Source organism: Paenibacillus cymbidii, from assembly GCF_004764705.1.
In the GTDB taxonomy this organism is placed as follows: domain Bacteria; phylum Bacillota; class Bacilli; order Paenibacillales; family NBRC-103111; genus Paenibacillus_AN; species Paenibacillus_AN cymbidii.
In genome coordinates, this window is sequence record NZ_SHLX01000001.1 from 168,587 (window position 1) to 187,272 (window position 18,686).

Annotated in this window: 14 protein-coding genes; 7 read left to right on the top strand and 7 right to left on the bottom strand. The window is 60.0% G+C overall.

Features of this window, described 5'->3' with window-relative positions:
- The first annotated feature begins 162 nt into the window (after nucleotides 1-162).
- Nucleotides 163-2,613: a leucine--tRNA ligase gene (leuS, locus tag EXY20_RS00670; RefSeq protein ID WP_135546575.1), complete on the top strand. Its 2,451-nt coding sequence runs from the start codon at nucleotides 163-165 to the stop codon at nucleotides 2,611-2,613.
- Between the two features lie 18 nt (nucleotides 2,614-2,631).
- Here leuS and comER read toward each other — a convergent pair whose 3' ends face one another.
- Nucleotides 2,632-3,528 carry a late competence protein ComER gene (comER, locus tag EXY20_RS00675; RefSeq protein WP_268965872.1) on the bottom strand — a complete coding sequence of 299 codons (897 nt, stop codon included), beginning with the start codon at nucleotides 3,526-3,528 and terminating at the stop codon, nucleotides 2,632-2,634.
- Nucleotides 3,529-3,848: 320 nt separating this feature from the next.
- On the opposite strand from comER, the gene EXY20_RS00680 reads away from it, so the two are divergent.
- From EXY20_RS00680 to EXY20_RS00695, 4 genes are all read left to right on the top strand, one after another.
- Nucleotides 3,849-4,421 carry a ComEA family DNA-binding protein gene (locus EXY20_RS00680; protein WP_167858919.1) on the top strand — a complete coding sequence of 191 codons (573 nt, stop codon included), beginning with the start codon at nucleotides 3,849-3,851 and terminating at the stop codon, nucleotides 4,419-4,421.
- A gap of 87 nt (nucleotides 4,422-4,508) precedes the next feature.
- On the top strand, nucleotides 4,509-5,801 hold the full coding sequence (locus tag EXY20_RS00685) for a homocysteine synthase (RefSeq protein WP_135546581.1): 1,293 nt from the start codon (nucleotides 4,509-4,511) through the stop codon (nucleotides 5,799-5,801).
- 18 nt (nucleotides 5,802-5,819) lie between these two features.
- A complete protein-coding gene (locus EXY20_RS00690) occupies nucleotides 5,820-6,332 on the top strand; it encodes a deoxycytidylate deaminase (RefSeq protein WP_135546583.1) in 513 nt (170 codons plus the stop codon).
- Between the two features lie 90 nt (nucleotides 6,333-6,422).
- Nucleotides 6,423-8,966, top strand: a complete 2,544-nt coding sequence (locus tag EXY20_RS00695; RefSeq protein WP_135546585.1) for a ComEC/Rec2 family competence protein — start codon at nucleotides 6,423-6,425, stop codon at nucleotides 8,964-8,966.
- An 18-nt stretch (nucleotides 8,967-8,984) separates the two neighbouring features.
- On the opposite strand, the gene EXY20_RS00700 is transcribed toward EXY20_RS00695, so the two are convergent.
- The 6 genes from EXY20_RS00700 to EXY20_RS00725 form a co-directional block, all read right to left on the bottom strand.
- A complete protein-coding gene (locus EXY20_RS00700) occupies nucleotides 8,985-10,265 on the bottom strand; it encodes a TolB-like translocation protein (protein ID WP_135546587.1) in 1,281 nt (426 codons plus the stop codon).
- Between the two features lie 819 nt (nucleotides 10,266-11,084).
- Complete coding sequence (locus EXY20_RS00705; RefSeq protein WP_135546590.1) at nucleotides 11,085-11,981, bottom strand: fumarylacetoacetate hydrolase family protein; 897 nt, start codon at nucleotides 11,979-11,981, stop codon at nucleotides 11,085-11,087.
- Between the two features lie 52 nt (nucleotides 11,982-12,033).
- On the bottom strand, nucleotides 12,034-12,807 hold the full coding sequence (locus EXY20_RS00710; RefSeq protein WP_135546592.1) for an SDR family NAD(P)-dependent oxidoreductase: 774 nt from the start codon (nucleotides 12,805-12,807) through the stop codon (nucleotides 12,034-12,036).
- Between the two features lie 33 nt (nucleotides 12,808-12,840).
- Complete coding sequence (locus EXY20_RS00715) at nucleotides 12,841-13,599, bottom strand: IclR family transcriptional regulator (protein ID WP_135546594.1); 759 nt, start codon at nucleotides 13,597-13,599, stop codon at nucleotides 12,841-12,843.
- 186 nt (nucleotides 13,600-13,785) lie between these two features.
- Nucleotides 13,786-14,673, bottom strand: a complete 888-nt coding sequence (locus EXY20_RS00720; protein ID WP_135546596.1) for an SDR family oxidoreductase — start codon at nucleotides 14,671-14,673, stop codon at nucleotides 13,786-13,788.
- 24 nt (nucleotides 14,674-14,697) lie between these two features.
- Nucleotides 14,698-16,305 (bottom strand): thiamine pyrophosphate-binding protein, encoded by a 1,608-nt coding sequence (locus tag EXY20_RS00725; protein ID WP_235885299.1) that lies wholly within the window; start codon nucleotides 16,303-16,305, stop codon nucleotides 14,698-14,700.
- A 350-nt stretch (nucleotides 16,306-16,655) separates the two neighbouring features.
- Between EXY20_RS00725 and EXY20_RS00730 the strand changes: the two genes are divergently transcribed.
- Nucleotides 16,656-17,204, top strand: a complete 549-nt coding sequence (locus tag EXY20_RS00730; protein WP_135546600.1) for an RNA polymerase sigma factor — start codon at nucleotides 16,656-16,658, stop codon at nucleotides 17,202-17,204.
- Nucleotides 17,201-18,373 carry a zf-HC2 domain-containing protein gene (locus tag EXY20_RS00735; protein ID WP_135546602.1) on the top strand — a complete coding sequence of 391 codons (1,173 nt, stop codon included), beginning with the start codon at nucleotides 17,201-17,203 and terminating at the stop codon, nucleotides 18,371-18,373. Before EXY20_RS00730 ends, EXY20_RS00735 begins: the two co-directional genes overlap by 4 nt.
- Nucleotides 18,374-18,686: the final 313 nt, after the last annotated feature.

Here is an 18,686-nt window from a genome sequence, read left to right on the forward strand (position 1 = left end):
TAAGGGCTTCAGAGTGAACGATCCCGTTCGATGGGCGCAAGCCCATGGTCGATTTTGTCGATGCGGGGCGTTAACTAGGGTGGTACCACGGGAATATAACCTCTCGTCCCTAGCCGTTGCGGCTGGAGGACGGAGGTTTTTAATTTTTTAGGAGGGTTACCGATGAGTCAGGAGACGAAAGAGCAAGGATACAATCCGCTTGCGATCGAACCGAAGTGGCAGCGGCATTGGGATGAGAAGAAAACGTTCCGCGTGCTGGACAACGACGCGCTGCCGAAGTTTTACGCGCTCGACATGTTCCCGTATCCATCGGGCGCCGGCCTGCATGTCGGCCATCCGGAAGGATATACGGCGACGGACATCGTGTCGCGCTTCAAGCGGATGCGCGGCTACAACGTGCTGCATCCGATGGGCTGGGACGCGTTCGGCTTGCCGGCCGAACAATATGCGCTGCAGACGGGGCGGCATCCGCGCGAAATTACCGCGGAGAACATCAACAATTTCCGCCGCCAGATCAAGTCGCTCGGTTTTTCGTACGATTGGGACCGCGAATTCAGCACGACCGACCCCGATTACTACAAGTGGACGCAGTGGATTTTTATCCAGCTGTACAACAAGGGACTTGCTTATGTCGACGAAGTGCCGGTCAACTGGTGCCCGGCGCTCGGCACGGTGCTGGCGAACGAAGAAGTCATCAACGGCCTGAGCGAACGCGGCAACCATCCGGTTATCCGCAAGCCGATGCGCCAGTGGATTCTGAAAATTACGGCGTACGCCGAGCGGCTGCTCGAGGACTTGGAGGAGCTGGACTGGTCGGAAAGCATCAAGGACATGCAGCGCAACTGGATCGGCAAGTCGAAGGGCGCCGAAGTGACGTTTGCGATCGACGGCGGCGCGGCGGGCGACGCGATCACGGTCTTCACGACACGGCCCGACACGTTGTTCGGGGCGACGTATTGCGTGCTGGCTCCGGAGCATGAGCTGGTCGCGCGCATCACCACGGACGCGCAGCGCCAGGCGGTCGAGGAGTACCGCGAGCGGGCTTCGCGCAAGAGCGATCTGGAGCGCACCGACCTCGCCAAGGAGAAGTCCGGCGTCTTCACCGGCGCGTACGCGGTCAATCCGGTGGGCGGCGGCAAAGTGCCGGTATGGATTGCCGATTACGTGCTGGCCGGCTACGGCACGGGCGCGATTATGGCGGTTCCGGGCCACGACGAGCGCGACTACGCGTTCGCGAAGCAATATGAGCTGCCGATTGTCGAAGTGGTCAAAGGCGGCGACTTGTCCAAGGAAGCGTATGCCGGCGACGGCGAACACGTCAATTCGAGCTTCCTCGACGGGCAGCGCAACGAGCAGGCGATCGCAACGATGATCGACTGGCTGGAGCAGAACGGCAAAGGCGAAGGCAAGGTGACGTACCGGCTGCGCGATTGGTTGTTCAGCCGTCAGCGCTATTGGGGCGAACCGATCCCGATCCTGCATCTGGAAGACGGCACGATGAAGCCGGTGCCGATCGATCAGCTGCCGCTCGTGCTGCCGGAAGTGGAGCACATCACCCCTTCGGGAACGGGCGAATCGCCGCTGGCCACCGTGCCGGAGTGGGTCAATACCATTGATCCGGAGACAGGCAACAAGGCGCGGCGCGAAACGAACACGATGCCGCAATGGGCGGGAAGCTGCTGGTATTATCTGCGGTTCATCGATCCGCACAACGACGAAGCGCTGTGTTCGCCCGAGCTGCAGAAGAAGTGGCTGCCGGTCGACTTGTACATCGGCGGCGCCGAACATGCCGTGCTGCACTTGCTGTACGCGCGCTTCTGGCACAAGGTGCTGTACGACCTGGGCGTCGTGTCGACGAAGGAGCCGTTCCACAAGCTGGTCAACCAGGGCATGATTCTCGGCGAAAACAACGAAAAGATGAGCAAGTCGCGCGGCAACGTCATCAATCCGGACGAAATCGTCGGCGAATTCGGGGCCGACACGCTGCGCATGTACGAAATGTTCATGGGACCGCTGGAGGCGACGAAGCCGTGGAACGTTAGCGGCGTGGAAGGCATTTACCGGTTCCTGAACCGCGTCTGGCGCCTGTTCGTCGACGGTGAAGGCGCGCTGCAGGGCAAAATCGCGGACAGCGAGCAAGGCGTCAGCGAGTCGTTCAAGCGCACCTGGCACAAAACGATCAAGAAGCTGACCGAAGATTACGAAGCGCTGCGGTTCAACACGGCGATCAGCCAACTGATGATTTTCGTCAACGAGGCGTACAAAACGGATGTGCTGCCGAAGGCGGCGATGCGCCATTTCGTGCAGATGCTGTCGCCGATTGCCCCGCACATCGCCGAAGAGCTGTGGGAGCGGCTCGGCAACGGCGAGTCCGTCTCTTACGAGCCGTGGCCGGTTTACGATGTGGCGTGGACGGTGGACAACGAGGTCGAAATCGTCGTGCAAGTGAACGGCAAAATTGTCGACCGCTTGTCCATTCCGAAAGATTTGGAAGAAGCGGCGATGCAGGAGCAGGCGTTGTCGCTCGATAAAGTGAAGGATGCGATTGCGGGAAAGACGATCCGCAAGACGATTGCGGTCAAGGGCAAGCTGGTGAACCTGGTCGTCGGCTAAACCAAAAAAAAGCGGCTTTCAGTCGGATGACGAGTCCAGACTGGAAGCCGCTCTTTCCATTTCATCGTAATATTTGGCATGGGTAATGCCGATTAGCCGGTGAAACAAGTCGCCGACGCTTTCCTCCATCAGCTTGAGCCCCTTGGCCGTGATGCCGCCCGGTACGGCGACGCGGTACTGCACGTCTTCCGGCGACAAGCCGCCCTCCGTCAGCAGCGTGCCGGTGCCGCGCAGCATTTCGCAGGCGAGCCGCTCCGCCTCGGCGCGGGGAATGCCCGTTTCCACTGCGGCGGCATCGATAAATTTCTGCAGCAGGAAGGAGAAGAAGGCCGGTCCGCAGCTCGAAATGTCGGAACTGACCCGGGTAAAGCGTTCGTTCACCTGCACGGGACGTCCGATGGCGGACAGCAGCCGCTCCAGGCCGGCGATGTCGGCCGGCGACAAACGTTCGCCGTACATGCAGAGCAGGGCGCCGCTCAGCATGTAGTTCGTAATGCTGGGAATGACTTTGGCGATTTTTGCCGGCAGCCAGCTTTCCAGGCTGCCGATCGTCACCGGGCTCGTAATCGACACGACGATTTGCCGGTCGTTCACCGTGCGTTTGATTTCTTTCAGCACAGTCCGGAACTCATGAGGCTTGATGCACAGGAAGACGATATCGTTGCCTTCCGCCGCTTCGGCGTTCGAATAAGCGACGCGCATGCCGGGGTACCGCTCGGCGAGCTGCTCCGCTTTGCGCGCCGTCCGGTTGGCGGCCGTAATGTGACGAGGGGCAAGCACGCCGGCTTTGAGCAGCGATTCGATCAAGATCGTCCCCATGCTTCCTGTTCCGATAAACCCGACCTGCATGCCGGCCACCTCCTGCTCATGCGAGCTACTTGCCCAAGCGGCTTGAACGCATTGCCGCTCCTGCATTCCATTCTATTGAAAAGGGCGGAAGTTGACATGGGGAATACGCCCTTCTTGTCGCGAAATTCGTCAAAACGGAACCCGGCTTCTTCCCACTATATGCGTCGACCCGTCCGATTATGTGCTGAGATTAAGGGAAAGGGCGAGGAGGAGCGGAAAAAGAGCGGGAAAAGGGCGGCTTGATTAACGGATGCTGCCGTGTTATAATGACGGAAACATTTGGAAATGCGGAAGCACCGCCTTCATCCACGGTTTGTGGATGCTTGGCGGTTTTTTTGCATTCTTGCGGGCATTGCGCCCGCTCGTCAGGGAAAGGAGCAGGATTGTTGCTGTCGACGATCGAAGATCGGTTGAAAAGGCTGCTGGAATGGGGATTCCATCGCAAAAGCGTGCTGATGTGGGCGGGAGCGGCGATTGTCGCAGGTTTGCTCTGGTTCGTGTCCGTACATGCGCCGCTTCCGTCCAGGAGCGGCTGGGACAAGCTTGCGCCGGACAATGCGCAGATGCGGCAGCTGCTTGACGGCCAATCGGCCGCTGCGCCAACTGCCGCCGTCAAACCGGCGACGCCGACACCGGCAGAGGGACAGGAGGCGACAGCTTCGGCTGCCGCCTCTGCCGTGCCGGACCCGGCGGCAGGCGCGTTGACGGAGACGCCGCCGGAAACGACGCCTGTACCGGCGGCATCCGATTCGGCCGCTGCCGCTGCCGGCAAAGTGCGGCTCAACAGCGCCTCCTTGCAGGCGCTTATGAGCTTGCCGGGGATCGGCCCGAGCAAGGCGCAGGCGATCGTCGACTACCGCACGAAAAACGGCGGCTTCAAGAAGCCGGACGACCTGATGAAGGTCAAGGGCATCGGCCCCAAAACATACGAAAGGCTGCAGCCGTTGATCGCCTTGTGAATCGGGCATGTCCGCCTTTTCTAATCCCGGCAAATATGCGACAATAGACAAGAAAACGAATCCAATAATGGAGGATTGATTGTACTCATGACTGAATCCCGCAAGCTTTCACTCGATACGTTGGCCGTGCACGCCGGGCAGGAAATCGACCCGACGACGATGTCGCGTGCCGTTCCGCTGTACCAGACGACTTCCTACGGGTTCCGCGACTCGGAACATGCCGCGAACCTGTTTGCGCTGAAGGAATTCGGCAACATTTATACACGATTGATGAACCCTACGACGGACGTGTTCGAGAAGCGGGTCGCCGCGCTGGAAGGCGGAGCCGCCGCGCTGGCTACCGCGTCCGGACAAGCCGCCATTACCTATTCGCTGCTCAATATCGCGGGTTCCGGCGACGAGATCGTGTCCGCCTCGAGCTTGTACGGCGGCACTTACAACTTGTTCTCGACGACGCTGCCGAAACTCGGCTTGACGGTCAAGTTCGTCGATCCGGCCGACCCGGAAAACTTCCGCCGCGCCATCACGGACAAAACGAAGGCCCTGTACGCGGAAACCGTAGGCAACCCGAAAGGCGACGTGCTCGATATTGCCGCCGTTGCCGCCATCGCCCACGACAACGGCATTCCGCTCATCGTTGACAATACATTCCCGAGCCCGTACCTGCTTCGCCCGATCGAACACGGCGCCGACGTCGTCGTTCACTCCGCGACCAAGTTCATCGGCGGCCACGGCACGTCGATCGGCGGCATCATCGTCGACGGCGGCACGTTCGACTGGAAGTCGAGCGGCAAGTTCCCGGGCTTGACCGAACCGGACCCGAGCTACCACGGCGTCGTCTACACGGAAGCCGTCGGACCGATCGCCTATATCATCAAAGCGCGCGTCCAATTGCTTCGCGACATGGGCGCCGCAATTTCGCCGTTCAATTCGTTCCAACTGCTGCAAGGGCTGGAGACGCTGCATCTGCGGATGGAGCGTCACAGCTCGAACGCTATGGCCGTTGCGCAATTCCTGGAGAGCCACGATGCCGTCGAATGGGTCAACTATCCAGGTTTGGCCAGCCATCCGTCCTATGAATTGGCTCAAAAATACATGCCGCACGGGCAAGGAGCGATGCTCACCTTCGGCATCAAGGGCGGCGTGGAGGCCGGCCGCAAGCTGATCGACGCGGTTAAACTGTTCTCGCATCTGGCCAACGTCGGCGATTCGAAGTCGCTGATTATTCATCCGGCCAGCACCACGCATTCGCAATTGAGCGACGACGAGCAATTGTCGGCAGGCGTGACGCCGGGCATGGTTCGTCTGTCGGTCGGCACGGAAGGTATCGGCGATATTTTATTCGATCTGGGGCAAGCGATTGCGGCCAGCCAGAATTGATTGCAGGTGGGAATGGGCATGACAGTCCGCAAAGATTGGGATACGTATTTTCTCGACATCGCTTATATGGCGTCGACGCGGTCGCAGTGCCCCCGCCGCCATGTGGGCGCGGTGCTCGTGCAGGGCAAGAAGCTGCTCGGCACCGCCTATAACGGGGCGCCGATGGGCGTGCCGGATTGCAGCGAAGCGGGCTGCATGCTGGCCCTGGAGTATGAGCTGCAGTCGGACGACGGCGAGGAGCGCATGGTGAAGAAGGAGCGGTGCATCCGCACGATCCATGCGGAGCAGAACCTGCTGCTGTTCACCGACCGCAGCGACCGGGAAGGTTCGACGGTGTACGTGACCGACCAGCCTTGCTGGACATGCGCCAACATGCTTGCCAACAGCGGCGTTGCGGAAATCGTTTATCACCGGGCATACCCCAAGGATCAGGACAAGGTGGAAGTGCTGATGCAGGAGCGCGGCATCGTGTTCCGGAGGCTGCCTGCCTACGAGCCGCCGCCGGGGGCTGCCGAGGAAGTCGTCAATTGATCGGTTTTACCAGGAGGAAGAACCTCATGACCCGTTAACGGGAATGAGGTTCTTTTTTTTGTTGGGCCGGAAGCGAAAGGAGAGAGACGGATGAAGCGCCCGATCGTTTGGGGAGCGGCGGCCTGGACAGCCGGTTCGGCAGTGGCTTATGCGCTGCCGGACTGGCGGGCGACGCTTGCGCTTGTGCTTGTGCTGATCGGGCTTGCGGTCGGCCGTTTGCTTGTGCCGTTTCGCGGTCGGCACGCGCTGACGATCGTGTTGATCGGTTGTGCCGCTTGCGCGTATTTCCGCTATGGCGACGGAACGAACCGATCCGTCATTCCGGATTTTGTGGCCGACGGCAGCGCGGCCGTAGTTGCCGGCACGATCGTGTCGCCGGTCGAAGTGGACGGCGACCGGGCCACGTTCGTCCTGAAGGCGAAGCGGCTGGAGACGGAAGGGGCGAGCGTGCCGCTTGCCGGCGTCGAGAAGCTGCAAGTTTCGATCCGGCTGCTGGAGCAGGACGATCAGGCCATCGTCGCCGGCTGGGAACGCGGAGATGCGGCGGTCGTCGCCGGGACGCTGCTGCTGCCGTCCGAAGCGCGCAATTTTGGCGCATTCGATTATCGCGCCTATTTGCACCGGCAGCATATCCATTGGCAATTGACGGCCAAAGGCGTGGTGTCGGTCGATGCAGTAAAGGGGCATCGATGGGATGCTGCGGGCTTGCTGCGGACGGCCGACCGGCTCCGCGCCTGGCTCGGCGACCGTATCGACGTGCTGTTCCCGCCCTCGCAAGCGGGCTATATGAAAGGCTTGCTGCTTGGCTTGCGCGACGATTTCGATCCGGAGCAGTACGCGCGTTTCTCACGGCTTGGGTTGACGCACGTGCTGGCCATTTCCGGCTTGCACGTCGCCGTATTCGTCGGCTGCTTCGTGTGGGTGCTGCGCCGGTTCGGTCTCGTGCGCGAAACGGTATTGCTGACGGCGATGTGGACGCTGCCGTTTTATATTTTGCTGACGGGGGCGTCGCCTTCGGTCGTCCGTGCCGGGCTGATGACGATGCTGGCGCTGTGGGCCGCGCGCAAGCAGCTGCTGAGCGACGGCTTGCATCTTGTCTGCATCGTCGGTTGGGCGATGCTGCTTTGGAATCCGTACTATTTGCTCGATGTCGGTTTCCAGTTGTCGTTCCTGGTCACAATCGGCCTGATCGTCGGCGTCTCCCGCGTCGGCAGCTTGCTGCCGGTTCGCAGTGCGGTTTGGCGCGGCGCGCTGGCGGTAACGATTGTCTCGCAGCTCGTTTCATTTCCGCTGACGATTTATTATTTCAACCAATACTCCATCCTGTCATGGCCGGCCAATTTGCTGCTCGTGCCGCTCATCAGCTTCATCGTCACGCCGGTCGGATCGGCCGCGCTGCTGCTGGGCGCCCTGTCTCCTGCGCTCGGCGGCGCTCTGGCATGGCCGGTCGTATGGCTGAACGGGCTGACGTTTGGCACCGTCGAAACGATGGAGAGCTGGCGAAAGTTCCAAATGGTGTGGCCGACACCGCCGCTCTGGTGGCTGTTGGCGTATTTCGGTTTGCTGGCGCTGCTGCTGCGCTTGCTGGAGCGGCGTCATGCCGCGCCAACCGCCGCCGAATTGGCCATGCTTCCGCCTGCGGAAGCGGGCGCGCCTCCGCTGCCGCAGCGGCGCAAAGGCGGCCGGTCCGTCGCCTGCTGCGTTGCGGCAGCCGTGCTGCTGCTGTTGTACGCTTATAAGCCGGCCTTGCTGCAGCGGGGAGAAGGACTGGTGCAGGTGATCGACGTCGGACAAGGCGACGCGATTCTGATCCGCACGCCGGAAGGCAAACACGTGTTGGTGGACGGCGGCGGCACGCTCAGCTTCCGCAAGCCGGGAGAGGAGTGGAAGCGCCGCGCGAACGAATACGAGGTAGGCGCGAAGCTGCTCGTTCCGCTGCTGAAACAGCGCGGCGTACACCGGCTCGATTTTGTTGTCGTTTCGCATGAGGACGCCGACCATATCGGCGGGCTGCAGGCGGTTGTCGAGCAACTGCCGGTATCGCGCCTGCTGTACAACGGTACGCTGAAGCCGGGGGGAACGGCGGAGCGGCTGTTCCGCACTGCTATCGGGCGAGGCGTATCGCTGCATACGGTGCAGGCCGGCGATGTGATCCGTCTCGATCGCGACACCGAACTGCAAGTGCTGTATCCGGTTCGGGCCGATTCCCTTGTCGGGCAGCAGCCGGTCATCGAGCGGGAGGCGAAGCAGAACGGGGTTTCGGTAGTGTTTCTGCTTGTCATGTCGGGCGCGCGTTTGCTGTTTACCGGCGATATGGAGCAAGCCGCGGAGCAGGAGGTGCTGCGCCGCTTGAAAGATGACAACGCCGCTGCGGGACATGACGTAGACGTGCTCAAAGTAGCCCATCACGGCAGCAAAACGTCGACCGGCGACGACTGGCTGTCGTTTTGGCAGCCGCGCCTTGCCGTCATTTCCGTCGGCGCACGCAACAGCTACGGCCATCCTTCGCCGATCGTCACGGAGCGGCTGGCGCTGCACCAAGTCCCAACGAAACGGACGGACCTTGACGGGGAAGTGCAAATTCGCGTCAGCCGCAGCGGGCAGCTTGGCGTGCGGACGAAATTGCCGCCGTAAGTATACTTGGCGTCGATCTCAGCGAAACGGCGCTTGCAGCGCTTCGCCCAGATCGGCCAGAAACACGCGGCGCGTGCCGTCCACGAAGCCGTTGAACACGATATGGCGCTGGTCGGGCGCCCATGCGGGATGCGGGTCGACGCGCAGCGCCGACGCCACGGCGGTGCCCGGGTTGGCGACATTGATCCGCACCAGCGTCCGTTCGGTGCCGGCAGCAAGATCGATGAGCCGCAGCGGCACCGTGCCGTCCTTCGGCGTGACCGGCTCGTGTTCGTAGGCGTCGGTGAGCACATGCCGTCCGTCCGGGTGCACGGTCGGATGGCCGGAGCCGAGCGCCGCGTCGGTCATTTTGCGCAAGTCCGTGCCGTCGCAGCGCACGCGGACCAGCTTCATGACACGATCGCCGTCGATGCCGAGGTTCATCGACAAATGCTCGCCGTCCGGAAACCAGTTGATATGGTGGCCGCCCAGGCGCCACAGCTCCGGTCCGACGGCGACGCGAATATCCGTGCCGTCCGGACGCATCGTGACGACCCAGAAGTCCATTTGCGGCGACAGCTTGTTCCATGGCTCCCCGCCATCGGGAACGAATCCGCGCATCGTAAACAGCAGCCGGTTCCCTTGCGGATTGAACTTGCAATGGAAGCCGTAAATTTCCTTATGCGCGTGTGCGTCTCTATCGATCGCCGAAAGCGCCCGCTCCATCACGTCGCGGATCGAGACGAGCAGCTTGCGCCGGCCCGTGGCGATATCGGTCGCGTACAAGCCGTCGTCTTCGCGGAACCCGGCATTGCGCGGCACAAGTTCGTCCGGGACGAGCACGCCGTAGCCGTATTGGGTGCGGCGCATCCGTTTCATGCAGGCGGAAATGATCGTTCGGCCGTCTGGCGAAATGCGGTAAATGCCGCCTTCCAGCCGCCTGCGGCTGCCGGTGAGCGGGTCGAGCTCGACGCAGAACGGTTCCCATTCGCCGGGTTCGACATCGTTGAAATACAACTGGTTGTCGGTTGTTCCCCAGTTGAGATTGGCGCCGAGCTGCGGTTCCCAACCGTGTGTGCGGGCGACGATGCGTTCTTTCCCGGCGGCCAGGTCGACAAGCACGATGTCGGCTTGTTCTCCGGGCGCGTTCAGCCGCTGCTCCTGCGGCATACGAAGCAAGGCGATATATCGGCCGGACGGGCTGACTGGCGACGTGTCGAAGAAGCGGTGCAAGTTTCGGCCTTCATGCGGCGTGATGCACCAGACCGGAACTTGCGGTTCGTATGCGGTGTAACGCGGAAAGCTGGAGTGAATGATCATGGCCTCGGTTCCCTTCTCTGGCGATTCGTTTCCATTCCAGTATAACGCCCCGGGATCGAAAGCGGATTTGTCTGGAACCGTGCTGTTTTTATCTCTGCAAGCGTTAATGTTGTGCAATGGGTGAAGAAGCCGGAGCACGTGGACAATAAAAGCCGAGCATGACAAAGGGGTGATCCGGGGAATAGGACAGAGAGGCAGGCATAGTGGCAGGACGGATGAGCGGGGCAAGAGAGCAGGGCGGAGCAGCAGGACAGAGAGGCAGGAGAGTTTAGTGGAGCAGGGCAAAGTGGCAAGGTAAATGAGCTGGACAGTGGAGTGGAGCAGGTCAGCGGAGCTGGGCGGAGCAGCAGGACAGAGGCGGAAGTGTTGGTGTCGGGTTAGGCGAAGGCAGGCAATTCGTTATTATTGGTTGCTTCTCTTATTAGGGAGGCGACGCGATGCTGCATATCATGCCCCAACGTTCGGATGGGGAATGACATCGACCAAATAGGCCTCAAAAAGTTGCTTATTAATGCCATTTTTCCCCTTTCGTCGGAAATAGCCAGTGAAAACACTGGCTATTTGGGCTAAATGCTTCCATTCGAGCGGATTTTTCGCAAATAACCAGTGAAATCATTGGCTATTTCCGGGCGACTGCCCCGTTTAGGCGAAATAGGCAATAAAAGATGGCCTATTTGACAATCTCCCAGGCTGATGAGTGCAACAACGATGGGGAATTTCCGCGGCATCCCAACAAGCAACCAGCCTCGCAGCAAAAAGCCGACCCGGGCAATCGCTTGCCCGAATCGGCTTGATGAACTGTTTGGGCAACATACCCGATTACGCTTCGCTCACGAAGCGGTTCGTGCAGGCGCCGAGCTTCTCGACTTCGACAGTGACGACGTCGCCATCTTTCAGCCAGACGCGTTGTTCCTTCGGATAACCGAGGATAACGCCGAACGGCGTACCGGTCAAAATGATGTCCCCCGGCACCAGTGTCATATGGTCGGAGATGTAGCTGACGATTTCGTCGCAGTAGAAGATCATGTCCGACGTGTTGGAATGCTGGCGCACTTCGCCGTTAACGGTGCATTTCAGCTCCAGCTCGTTCGGGTTGCCGACTTCGTCGGCGGTGACGAGGTACGGGCCGAGCGGGCTGAATTTGTCGCAGCTTTTGCCGAGCAGCCATTGCTGGGTGCGCAATTGCAAATCGCGGGCGGACACGTCGTTGACGGTCGCGTAGCCGAAGACGTGGTCAAGCGCATCTTCTTTTTTGACATACTTGGCCGTCTTGCCGATTACGATTACCAGCTCGACTTCGTAATCGACTTCGTTCGACGTGCGCGGCAGCGGGATATCGTCGCCGTGGCCGGTTAGCGTGTTGTTGAATTTGTTGAACAAAATCGGCGTTTGCGGAATCGGCGCATTCGTTTCTTCCGCATGCTTGCGGTAGTTCAGGCCGACGCAAATGATTTTGTTCGGCGCGGTGACGCTTGGGCCGAAGGTCAGCTTCGCTTCGTCGAGCAGCAGGGAGGAGTCGCCGGACGCCAGCGCCTTGTCGGCGAGCGCCTGCAGCGCAGCAACCGCAGCGTCGCCGCCTGCGATCACTTGCATGACTTCCGTCGCTACGCCGGTTGCGCCGGTTTTGGCGGCGGCAGCGGCGACGTCGAGCACGCCTTGTTCCGTTTTGATCCCGAGACGGGATTCGTTGCCTTGGATAAATGTGAGCAATTTCATGCGAATAGGCCTCCAATGTATGGAAAATGGTAAGGTAAACGGAAGTCGGGCATTACGCGTTTTTGCCGAATACGACGCCGCCGTCGATATAAAGCGGCGAACCCATCATAAATTTCGAGTCGTCGGAAGCGAGGAACAGCGCCGCTTTGGCCACGTCCTCCGGACGGCCGAGATCGCCGCTCAGCTGGCGCGTCTTAAGCGAGGCGTAGCCAGCTTCCGGGTCGGCGTAAGATTTGCGCAAATAGTCTTCGACGAACGGGGTCAGAATGGTGCCCGGCAGCAGCGCATTGACACGAATGCCGTACGGCGCGTAGTCGACTTGCATCGATTTCGTCAGCGCCAGCACGGCGCCTTTGGTCGCGGCGTAAGAAGCGCGGCGGCCCAAACCGATTTCGGCGATGCAGGACGACATGTTGATGATCGAACCGCTTTTCGCTTCCATCATGTGTTTGACAACATATTTGCTCGGCAGGAATACGCCTTTGATGTTGACGCTCATGATGCGGTCCCATTGTTCGACTTCCAGCTCGTGCAGCGCGCCGACGCCGCTGATGCCGGCGTTGTTGAACAACACGTCGATGCGGCCGTAGGCGCCGATAATTTCCTGCACCATCGCGTCGACGTCCTGCGGGTTCGTCACGTCGGCGCGGATGAAGCGGGCTTTGCCGCCGGCGGCTTCGATTTCCTGCACCGTTCCTTTGCCGTTGTCCTCCGAGAGGTCGTTGACGATGACGGTCGCTCCTTCGCTGGCGAACAGCAGCGCCGTCGCTTTGCCGATTCCCGAACCGGAACCGGTGATGAGAATAATTTTGTCAGCCAAACGCATGGTAATTCCTCCTTGAAAAATTTTGCGAGCCGGTCAGGCGTTGCCGATCAGCGCGGACAATCGCGCAGCAAGATCGGCGATCTCCGCCTTGGCCGCCTCCTGCTTGACTTCCCACTGGTGCAGCGGCATCGTGAAGCTTACCGCCGCTTCCGCGGCGCCGTCCTTGCCGCGCACGACGGCGGCGACACAACTGAAGCCGACGATCGATTCCTGCAAGTCGAGGCTGATGCCCGTCTCGCGAATGCGCCGCAAATCGTGCCGAAACGCCGCCTGGTCGACGAGCGTATATGGCGTCAGCGCCGGCAGCCGCTCCTCGGGGTACAGTCGCGCAAGCTCCGATTCGTCAAGCTCCGCGAGCAACGCCTTGCCGAGCCCGGTCGCATGCGCCGGGTAACGCATGCCCGGCTCGGACACGATGCGGATTGGCGACGGCGCCTCCAGCTTGGCCAAATACAGCACGTCGCGGCCGTCCAGACGGGCCAGCTGCAGCGTTTCCCCGATCGCCGCAATCGAGTGCGGCGCCTCCTTGTAGAACCATTCCGGCAGCGTAAACTGCTTGAGGAATGCGCTTCCGTACCGAACGATTGCAGGCCCGAGGCTGTATGTATCGCCAGGATCGCGAACGAGCCAGCCGAGAGCCTCCATCGTATGCAGCAGCGAAAACATCGAGCTTTTGTGCACGCCAAGCCGCCGCGACAGATCGATCAGGCGCAGCTTGCCCGGCTCGGCCGCGACCGTCTGCACAATCGTATCGGCCCGCTCCAGCGCGGGGACCGCATATTTTTTGTCCAACGAATCACCGGCCTTTTATTCCTTTGGTTTTCCTAAATAAACTTGGTTTATAAAATCCGTCTCCCTCATCGTAGCATACAAGTCGAAAGCCGGTCAATGGATGAAAAATTGACTGTGAAACCTATGTTTCATTTTAACCGATCCGCCGCCGGTGCGCCAGCATCAACATGTATGAGATGGCGACGTTCACCCGTTCATGACCACTCCCCCCGTCACATGAATAAATTGACCCGAAACGTAGGATGAGTCGTCGGAGGCCAAATACACGTAGGCGGGAGCGATTTCGTAAGGCTGGCCGGCCCGTTTCATCGGCGTCTTTGTCCCCCAGTTGGACACTTGTTCAGCCGGGAAAGAAGCGGGGATAAGCGGTGTCCAGATCGTGCCGGGGACGACGCCGTTAACGCGGATGCCGCGCGGGTGCAGCGATTTGGACAACGACCGGGTGAACGCGACGATCGCCCCCTTGGTTGCGGCATAGTCGATCAACTGCTCGTTCCCTTCGTAGGCCGTCAACGAGGCGGCATTGACGATCGTACCGCCCGGCTTCATGTGAGGCAGCGCCGCTTTCGTCATATAGAATACGGAGAAAAAATTGGTCCGGAACGTTCGCTCCATTTGCTCCGACGTTATCGTTTCCAAGCTTGGCTGCACATGTTGTTCCGCGGCGTTGTTGACGAGGATGTCCAATTTGCCGAATTGGCGGACCGTCTGTTCTACCGCCTCCCGGCAAAACGGCTCGCCGCCGATATCGCCGGCGAGCGTCAGACAGCGGCGGCCTTTATGCTCGACGATGTTCTTCGTTGCTGCCGCATCCGCGTGCTCGTCCAAGTAGACGATGACGACATCCGCGCCTTCTTTGGCGAAAGCAACGGCAATAGCGCGTCCTTGCCCGCTGTCGCCGCCGGTGACGATCGCCACTTTATCCTTCAGTTTGCCGCTTCCGGCATAGGCGGGATTGTCAAAAACGGGCGCGGGGCTCATCAGCGTTTCGACGCCGGGCTGCCGGTCCTGGTGCTGCAGCGGATAGGGAGGCGCGGGTTGCAAAGGGTTCGGTTTTGTTGTCGTTGTGGTCATCGGGAGGAATCTCCTTGTTCTTGTTTAGTGGGCTTGCAAGTCGGGATGAGGGGTGTTGGCCGTACATACGTCCAGCAGCGCCGGTTGGCCGGACGCACGCGCCACTTCCAGCGCATGCTCCAATTGCTCCGCATGTTCGATGCGGAGGCCATTCCAGCCGCAAGCTTCGGCCACTTTGGCCCAATCGGGATTCGTCAACGCCGTCCCTTCCGGGCGTTGCCCTTTCGCTATCATTTTGTCGCGTTCCATCTGCAGCGCATCGTTGCGAAAAACGATGACGGTAACAGCCAGCCCGCAGCGTGCGGCCGTCAACAAATCGGCCATAACCATGGCCAAGCCGCCGTCTCCGGTTATGCAAACGACTTGCCGATCGGGAAAAATCAATTTGGCCGCCATTGCCGCCGGCAAACCGAAGCCCATCGTCCGCCAGCGCGCCGAAAGCAGAACGTTCTGCTGTTCCGCCCGAAAATGGCGCAAAAACCAAAGGGTCGAATCCCCTTCGTCGAGCGCGATGACGGCGTCGTCGGCGATCTGCCGCTCCAGCATGCGAATGATGGCGGCAGGTTCAAGCGGCGAAGCGGACGATTGCCGTTCCGTATTTTGTCGGGTCCGCCATGCTTGTTTGCACGACTGGATTTGTCGGACCCAGGCCGGATCGGGCGCGAAACCGGACAGCCCTTTCAGCCAATACGCGATGACGGCATGGATGTCGCCGATGACCGGAGCGGCGGTCGGGAGGGTGATGGCAAGCTCGTTCGTCGACCCGGCCAACTGCACGATGACGGAAGAAGCGGGAATAAACGAATCCGACAGCAAATCCGCTTCGACGGACAATATGACATCGGCTTGTTGCAGCAAAGCAGGCACAAGGGGATTCCCGCCTTCACCGAGTCCGTTCAATGCGAAAGGGTGCGAATCCGGTACGACCGCAACCGCACCGTAGCTGTTCACAATACCGGCTCCCCATATTTCCGCCAGCTTCAGCACCGGTTCCCGCATTGAACGGGCGCCGCGGCCAACCAGCAGAATCGGCCGTTTGGCGGCACGCATGATGTGAAGTGCTTTGTGCATCTGTTCGGGATTGGCGGCAAAAACGGGCAGACGGGGAGGCTCTACAGGCAGTCGCAACGTTTCCGCGGCGAATAGATCCGACGGGATGGAAAGATGCGAAACCGTACGGGATACCAATGAGGTATACATGGCTTGTGCCAAAACTTCCATCGCGGCATCCGGATGAGCGACCAGTTCCGTGAAGCCGGCTACGGCCCGGACCAGTTGCTGCTGCTGGATGTTCTGTTTATAGGAAGTGCCGATCTTGTCGAGCGGCGCTTGACCGGTGATCGCCAGCACAGGCGCTCGATCCATATAGGCATCGCCCAGGCCGGTGAGCAGATTGGTCAGCCCCGGCCCCATTTGCGACAGGCAAACGGCCAGGCGTCCCGTACATTTCGCTTCCGCCGACGCCATCAAGGCGGCAACCGATTCGTGCTTCACCGTAATGAACGATATCGATTGTTGTTTCGCAAGAGCGTCCGCCAAGCCAAAGACGGCGTCGCCCACTACGCCGTATATTCGTGTGACTCCCCATAACGCAAGCTGCTCCAGGATCGCTTGCGCTACGGAACGTTTCACCGTGTTTGGCCGTATCAACTGCATATCGAGCATCGGTTTTGGGCCCTTTCTTTTCTTGGTTTCCATTAGTATGCCGTGACGAATTTTCAACTATTACACGCCTGCCATGCGGTCAGGCGCCGTTAGTCGGGACGGCGGCGGAAAATGTCATCAACATGCTAATTTTCCCGCCTATATTTAGGTATACTTGTTTGCCTGATTTTTGCTATGCTAGACTGGGGCAACATTTCATTTCTGCAGTTGAAGCGATTTATTTGATTTGATAATAATTGGAAATTCTAGTTTCCTACATAAATTGCAACATTCATGGACCGGGGGCCGTCTATAGAGTTGCAAGAGGGGAGGATCCCGTGGTAGCTACGGAATTAATCAAAGCTGCCCAGGCGGGCGATCGCGACGCCTTGGTTACTCTTTTGCGCGAAATCGAACCGCATGTGTACCGAACCGCTTACTATATGCTCGGCAACGAGCAGGATGCGCTCGACGTTGCACAGGAAGCGCTCATTCGCATTTATACGAAGATTCAAACCTATGAGGAGAAGGCGCTGTTCAAAACGTGGGTGCAGCGGATCGTCACGAACATCTGCATCGACAAGTTCCGCAAGAAGCGCCCGAGCGTGTCCATCGAAGAGCACGAGATGGTGTTTACATCAGCTCACGATGTGGAGGATGAAGTGCTTTCGACGTTTGTCGCCAAAGATATTCAGGAGGCGATCGACAAACTGCCGGCGCATCACCGTTCGGTCGTTGTGCTCAGGTATTTGCACGATTTCTCCTACAACGAAATTGCCGATTCGCTCGGATTGCCGCTGAACACGGTCAAATCGTATTTGTTCCGGGCGCGGCACCAATTGCAGCAACTGCTCCAAGATTATCAGAAAGGTGGTGTTCGGGGATGACTTGCGAAACTATTCTGACGCTGATGCAGCTGTCGGTCGATCGCGAATTGGCGGAAGATGAGCAGTCCGTGCTGGATGCCCATTTGGCTTCATGCCCCGAATGCGCCGCATTGTACGGACGTTTGCTCCGCCTGTCGCACGATTTGGAGCAGCTGCCCAAAGTCGTGCCGCCGATCAGCATCGTCGACTCCATTTTGCCGAAGCTTGAACAACTGGACGTTCCCGCCGGCGGGGAAGGAGTGCGCAGGAAGCCGGCAACTTCCGGCGGATTCCGCTCCTTTCTGCCTTCGTGGCGGTTGGCCGGCAGCTTGACCGCCGCGGCCGTCGTGCTGGGCATCGTGCTGTTCCAGCTCACGTTGCCGCAGCATACCGCGAACGATATGGCGACAAACGCGGAGAAAGCGTCTGCGCCGCAAGCGCAAGCCGGTTCGGGAGCCGCGCCCGCCGCCAAGTCGAAGGAACCTTCGTCCGATACGCGGCAGGAAATCACGTACAATTCAGCCATGACGGATATGAGCAACAACAGTACGCCGGCTGCCGTTTCGTCTACGTCGGTGACCGGCACGGCGGCAGCGAGTGCCGCAACGCCGACGCCCGCGGCGATCGAAACGCCCGACCGCAAAATCGAGGTCACCTTCAGTTCGTCCGTGACGCCGTCTCCGGAAGACGCAACGGCGGCGAAGCCGGAACGGGAACCGCCGGCCGATTCGCCTTCGGCCGAAACGCCTCCGCTTGCCGGCGCCGACAGCTTCGATGTGATGCGCAGCACGGAACAATCGGCCAAGGGCGCAGGCGGCGCGAACGACAAGTCGGCCAAGCGGGATGGCACGCCGACGCCGCTTCCGGCTCCTGCTCCGCATCCGGGAGCGGAGGGCGGCGGCAACATGATGATGGCCGCGCCGGCGTATTTGCCTCCGCCGCAGGAGCTGGTGTCGATGGACGGCACCTACATCGCGCGGATCGATCCCCAGCGGCGCATCGTCATCGTATCGGCTGCCAGCGGCGAAGAGAAGCTGCGTTCCGCCGTCTGGGCCGGCGGCGAATTTGCCGAGATGCTTGGCTGGGAAGGCGATTTGCTGAGCTACCGCATCGTGGCGCAAGACGGCGCAAGCCGCACGCGGATGTTGGATTTGCGCCAGCTGACGGACCGGGCAGCATCGGGGCCATAAGTTTCGGCAGCGCCTGCACCATTCGCCATTGTGGTGCATATCATGAAGCAACTGCAGCATCATCCAAGAGACGTTCCGCATGCAGGTATGACCATTCGGGCGGGAAGTTTCTAGGGCTTCCTTGCGGATGTTTATATAAATGGCTGGAATGCTACTTGGGACAAAGGGATTGCTTACGAACCCGCGAGGGGGAGGAAGCAGTCTCTTTGTTTTTGTCGGTAAATGAACGCAAATGAACCAAATAAACCGATGTGTACATTTTCAAACGTGAATGCTACAATAGCGGGTGAGAGCAGCGGCCATGCTACGAGCC